Genomic DNA, 5,685 nt, shown 5'->3' on the forward strand with positions numbered 1-5,685 from the left:
GGCTGACGAGATCGTCTGTGCTGGTGGGGAAGTCGACCGTTCCGGTGGGGACCGCGGCCGAGCTGAACCACCGCGCCGCCGGGCTGGCGCGGGACGGCGTCGACGTGGAGGTCGCCTGGAATCCGGAGTTTCTGCGCGAGGGTTATGCGGTGCATGACACGTTGCACCCCGACCGGATCGTGCTTGGTGTGCAACAGGATTCGACGCGCGCCGAGACGGCGGTGCGGGAGCTCTACGGACCGCTGCTCGCCGACGGGGTGCCGTTTATGGTGACGGACCTGCAGACCGCGGAGCTGGTCAAGGTTTCGGCCAATGCCTTTCTGGCGACGAAGATCTCGTTCATCAACGCCATCTCCGAGGTGTGCGAGGCCGCCGGCGCCGACGTCAGCGTGCTGGCCGACGCGCTCGGCTACGACCCGCGGATCGGCCGCCAATTCCTCAACGCCGGTTTGGGTTTCGGCGGCGGATGCCTGCCCAAGGACATCCGCGCCTTCATGGCCCGCGCCGGCGAACTCGGGGCCGACCAGGCGCTGACGTTCCTGCGCGAGGTCGACAGCATCAACATGCGCCGGCGTACCCGGATGGTGGAGCTCGCCAGCGCCGCGTGCGGCGGTTCGCTGCTGGGCGCCAACATCGCGGTGCTCGGCGCGGCGTTCAAGCCCGAGTCCGACGACGTGCGTGACTCGCCCGCTCTCAACGTCGCCGGGCAGCTGCAGCTCAACGGCGCCGCCGTCAACGTGTACGACCCGAAGGCGCTGGACAACGCGCAGCAGCTGTTCCCGACGTTGAACTACGCGGTGTCCGTCGAGGAGGCCTGCGACCGTGCCGACGCGGTGCTCGTGCTCACCGAGTGGCGGCAATTCATCGACCTCGACCCGGCCGGCCTGGCCGACCGCGTGCGGGCCCGGGTCGTCGTCGACGGCCGCAACTGCCTCGACGCCGCCCGCTGGAAGCGGGCCGGCTGGCGGGTGTTCCGGCTGGGTGCGCCGCGGCCCTGAGGCGCACCGCCCCGAGCGTCCACGCCAGCGTGACGTTTGGCGCGCGGGCGAGGCGTAGCCTGACCCGCGTGGACTATGCCGGCGCATTCCTCGACGAGAACCGCGCATTTTCGGAGCTTTTCCGCGATGCGGACCAGTCCACGCCCGTGCCGACCTGTCCGGGGTGGGACCTGAACCAGCTGCTGCGCCACGTCGGCCGCGGCGACCGCTGGGCGGCGCAGATCGTGAGGGAGCGACTGCAGGAGTTTCTCGACTTCCGATCCGTCGAAGGCGGCAAGCCGCCGCCCGACCCGGCCGACGCCGTCTCCTGGCTGCAGGGCGGTGCACAACGGCTGGTCGACGCGGTCCAGCTGACCGGTGCCGAAACACCCGTGTGGACCTTTCTCGGGCCGCGCCCGGCGAACTGGTGGGTGCGCCGCCGCCTGCACGAGGTGGCCGTGCATCGGGCCGACGCGGCCATCGCCCTGGGAGCAAAATTCACGCTGGCCGCGGACGTCGCCGCCGACGGCATCACCGAATGGCTCGAGCGGGTCGCGATCCAGGCCGGCGCGGACGGGGCGCCGCTTCCGCTCGAGCCCGGCAACACCTTGCATCTGCACGCCACCGACCCCGGGCTCGGCGAGGCCGGCGAGTGGACGATCGGCGTCGAGGCGGGCCGCATCACCTGGTCACACGAGCATGGGAAGGGCACCGCGGCGCTGCGGGGCGGGGCGACCGAACTGCTGCTGGCCATCCTGCGCCGGGTGCCGCTCGCCGACACGGGCATCGCGCTGTTCGGCGACGAGGCGGTGTGGCAGAACTGGCTGGACCGTACCCCGCTCTAGCCACCGGGCCACACGGTAACTTTCACACCATGACCACTTCGGAGATCGCCACCGTCCTGGCATGGCACGACGCGCTCAACGCGTCCGACCTGGAAACCCTGGTGGCCCTGTCCAGCGACGACATCGAAATCGGTGACGCGCACGGGGCCGCGCAGGGCCACGACGCGCTGCGCCGGTGGGCCGCTTCCCGCCCCGGCACGGCCGAACTCGGCCGGATGTACGTGCACGACGGCGTGGTGGTAGTCGAGCAGAAGGTGAGCGCCCAGGACGATCCCGGCGCGGTGACGACCGCCGCGTCGGCGTTCCGGGTGGTGCACGACCGCGTCACGTCGGTGTTCCGGCACGACGACCTGGCGTCCGCGCTGGCGGCGACCGAACTCACCGAATCCGACCTCGTCAATTAAGCGTGGAATAGGGGAGCCACTCATGCGCGGCATCATCCTGGCCGGCGGCTCGGGCACTCGCCTGCACCCGATCACCGTGGGCATCAGCAAGCAGCTGTTGCCGGTGTACGACAAGCCAATGGTCTACTACCCGCTGTCGACGCTGATGATGGCCGGGATCCGGGACATCCTGGTGATCACCACCCCCCACGACGCGGCCGGCTTCGAGCGGCTCCTGGGCGACGGCTCGCAGTTCGGGATCGAGATCAGCTACGTGACGCAGCAGCGGCCCGACGGCCTGGCTCAGGCATTCGTCCTGGGTGCCGACCACATCGGCAACGACTCGGTGGCTTTGGTGTTGGGGGACAACATCTTCTACGGGCCCGGCCTGGGCACCAGCCTGAGTCGCTTCCAATCCATCAGCGGCGGAGCGGTTTTCGCTTATTGGGTGGCCAACCCGTCGGCGTACGGCGTCGTCGAGTTCAGCGACGACGGCATGGCGCTGTCGCTGGAGGAGAAACCCCAGACGCCGAAATCCAATTACGCGGTGCCGGGTCTGTATTTCTACGACAACGACGTGATCGAGATCGCCAGGGGCCTGAAGAAGTCGGCGCGCGGCGAGTACGAGATCACCGAGGTGAACCAGATCTATCTGAGCCGGGGCAAGCTTTCGGTCGAGGTGATGGCCCGCGGAACGGCTTGGCTCGACACCGGCACGTTCGACTCCCTGCTGGACGCCAGTGATTTCGTGCGGACGCTGGAACGACGGCAAGGCCTGAAGGTCAGCGTCCCCGAGGAAGTGGCGTGGCAACAGGGCTGGATCACCGACGAGCAGCTGGCCGAGCGCGCCCACACCCTGCTCAAGTCAGGCTATGGCGGCTACCTGCTGGATCTGTTGGAGCGGAGCCGCTTTCACTAGGCTTGGCCAGCGCCGCGGCAATCGCCGTCGTCAGCGGCACCGACAGCGCCAGCGCGATGCCGCCGACCGCCGAGCGGGCGATCTCGATGGCCACGCTCTCGCCCGTCAGCACGTCGGTCAGCGAACGGTTGGCCACGCTGAACAGCAGCAGCAGCGGCAGCGAACTGCCGGCGTAGGCGAGCACCAGCGTGTACACCGTGCTGGCGATGTGATCGCGGCCGACCCGGATGGCGCCCAAAAAGATCGCGCGCCGCGAGCCGCCGAGGTGGGCGAGCTCGAACACCGTGGAGGCCTGGGTCACCGTCACGTCGTTGAGCACACCCAGCGACCCGATGATGAAGCCGGCGAGCAGCAGACCGCTGATCGACACATTGCCCAGGTAGGCGCTGACGGTGGCGTTCTGGTCGTCGGACAACCCGGTCAGATGCGCCAATTGGATTGCCGCCCAGGACAATCCCGCCGCCACCAGCAGAGAGGTCAGCGTTCCCAGCAGTGCGGCGCTGGTCCGCAGGCTCACGCCGTGGGCGAGGTAGATGACCGCGTACAGGATCGCCGCCGCGCCCACCAGCGCCACCGGAACGGCGGGCGCGCCGTCACGCAAGGCCGGCAGCAAGAACACCACCAGGACAAGAAACGCGACCCCGATGCCCACCAGCGCGAGCAGCCCGCGCCAGCGGGCCACCGCGACGATCACCACCGCGAACGCGACGGCCAGCCCGACCAGCGACCAGCCGCGTTCGAAGTCGTAGAACGCGTAGCTGGTGGCGCCCTGATCGTCGACCTGGCGGACGAGCCGAATGTGGTCTCCCACGGCAAATTTGGGCTGGCCGGGGCCGGGGGAGGACTCCAGCAACGTGTTGGCCCCGGCGTTGGGACCGGAATCGATCGCCACCAATGTCAGCACGCAGCGGCCCGCGCCGGGGGGCGCCGGCTGCGGCGCGGTGGTGAGGACCTGGCTGACCGACGGGCTGCCGCAGTCGCCCAGGCCGCTGGACAGCACATGCCCGGCCTGGGTGCTCACCGCGCCGCCGGCCGCGTTCTGGAACGGCATCGGGATGTCGACGTGCTGCCGGCTGGGCCACAGCGCGATGGCGCCGCCGAGCACCGCCACCCCGATCGCCACCAACAGCCCGACGACGATCCGGGCGGGCAGCGACTCGACCGGGGCGGCCGCGGGCGGGCTGTGCGAGTGCGAGTGTGTCACGCGGTCCACCGTAGAGGCGCCGGCTGCGAAGTTGCTTACTGGCGATAGCTGACCAGGAAGTTGCCCAGCCGCTCGATCGCGGCGGCGAGATCGCGGCTCCACGGCAGCGTCACGATGCGCAGGTGATCCGGTGCCGGCCAATTGAATCCGGTGCCCTGGGTGACCAGGATCTTCTCCTGCAGCAGCAGGTCGAGGACGAGTTGTTCGTCGTCGGCGATGTCGTAGACCTCGGGGTCGAGCCGGGGGAAGGCGTACAGCGCGCCCGCGGGCTTGACGCAGGACACCCCGGGAATCTCGTTGAGTTTCTCCCACGCCACGTCGCGCTGCTCGAGCAGCCGCCCGCCGGGCAGCACCAGGTCCTCGATGCTCTGGTGGCCACCGAGGGCGACCTGAATCCCGTGCTGGGCGGGCACATTCGGGCACAGCCGCATGTTGGCCAGCAGGTTGATGCCCTCGATGAAGCTCTCGGCGTGGTCCTTCGGACCGGTGATCGCCAGCCAGCCCGCGCGGTAGCCGGCGACCCGGTACGCCTTGGACAGGCCGTTGAAGGTGAGGCACAACATGTCGTGCGCCAGCGAGGCCACGTTGATGTGCGTGGCGTCGTCGTAGAGGATCTTGTCGTAAATCTCGTCGGCGAGCAGCAGCAGTTCGTGCTTGCGCGCCAGCTCCACCATCTGGGTGAGGACCTCGCGGCTGTACACGGCACCGGTCGGGTTGTTCGGGTTGATGATGACCAGCGCCTTGGTGCGCTCGCTGATCTTGGACTCCAGGTCGGCGATGTCGGGCTGCCAGGCCTGCGTCTCGTCGCACAGGTAGTGCACGGGCGTGCCGCCGGCCAGGGAGGTCGACGCCGTCCACAGCGGGTAGTCCGGCGACGGGATCAACACCTCGTCGCCGTTGTCCAGCAGTGCCTGCAGCGTCATCGTGATCAGCTCGGAGACCCCGTTGCCCAGGTAGACGTCGTCGACGTCGAACCGGGGGAAGCCCTCGACCAGCTCGTAGCGGGTAACCACCGCCCGGCGCGCGGGCAGGATGCCCTGCGAGTCGGAGTAGCCCTGCGCGTACGGCAGCGCCTGGATCATGTCCCGCATGATCACGTCGGGGGCCTCGAAGCCGAATGGCGCCGGGTTGCCGATGTTGAGCTTGAGGATGCGGTGCCCTTCGGCCTCCAGCCGCGCGGCCTGCTGGTGCACCGGCCCGCGGATCTCGTACAGGACGTCCTGAAGCTTGGACGACTGCGCGAAGACCCGCTGCCGGTGGTGCGCGGAGGCGTGCAGGGGCAGCTGGTGAGTGGTCACGTCCTTAATGGTGCCACCACTGTCCACCGAAATTTGCTTTCAAGCGGCAAAATCCCAGG

General features: G+C 69.0%; 6 protein-coding genes. 4 read left to right on the forward strand and 2 right to left on the reverse strand.

The genetic code is table 11. The features are described 5' to 3' along the window. The 4 genes from A5681_RS22620 to rfbA all read left to right on the forward strand — a co-directional run. A partial coding sequence (locus tag A5681_RS22620; RefSeq protein ID WP_067280775.1) for a UDP-glucose dehydrogenase family protein occupies positions 1 to 998 on the forward strand: 998 nt, incomplete at its 5' end. Positions 999 to 1,066: 68 nt separating this feature from the next. Then, positions 1,067 to 1,822 (forward strand): maleylpyruvate isomerase family mycothiol-dependent enzyme, encoded by a 756-nt coding sequence (locus tag A5681_RS22625; RefSeq protein ID WP_067280761.1) that lies wholly within the window; start codon positions 1,067 to 1,069, stop codon positions 1,820 to 1,822. 29 nt (positions 1,823 to 1,851) lie between these two features. Further along, positions 1,852 to 2,226 (forward strand): nuclear transport factor 2 family protein, encoded by a 375-nt coding sequence (locus A5681_RS22630; RefSeq protein WP_067280764.1) that lies wholly within the window; start codon positions 1,852 to 1,854, stop codon positions 2,224 to 2,226. 22 nt (positions 2,227 to 2,248) lie between these two features. Continuing rightward, positions 2,249 to 3,124, forward strand: coding sequence for a glucose-1-phosphate thymidylyltransferase RfbA (rfbA, locus tag A5681_RS22635; RefSeq protein ID WP_067280769.1), 876 nt, complete (start codon positions 2,249 to 2,251; stop codon positions 3,122 to 3,124). On the opposite strand, the gene A5681_RS22640 is transcribed toward rfbA, so the two are convergent. Together A5681_RS22640 and A5681_RS22645 are read right to left on the reverse strand one after the other, a co-directional pair. After that, complete coding sequence (locus A5681_RS22640) at positions 3,066 to 4,328, reverse strand: YibE/F family protein (RefSeq protein WP_067280778.1); 1,263 nt, start codon at positions 4,326 to 4,328, stop codon at positions 3,066 to 3,068. The genes rfbA and A5681_RS22640 overlap by 59 nt on opposite strands. Before the next feature lie 35 nt (positions 4,329 to 4,363). Continuing rightward, entirely contained in the window at positions 4,364 to 5,653 is a 1,290-nt protein-coding gene (locus A5681_RS22645; protein ID WP_067280772.1) for a pyridoxal phosphate-dependent aminotransferase, read from the reverse strand. Positions 5,654 to 5,685: the final 32 nt, after the last annotated feature.

The sequence above is a fragment of the Mycobacterium scrofulaceum genome (genome assembly GCF_001667885.1).
Taxonomy (GTDB): domain Bacteria; phylum Actinomycetota; class Actinomycetes; order Mycobacteriales; family Mycobacteriaceae; genus Mycobacterium; species Mycobacterium scrofulaceum_C.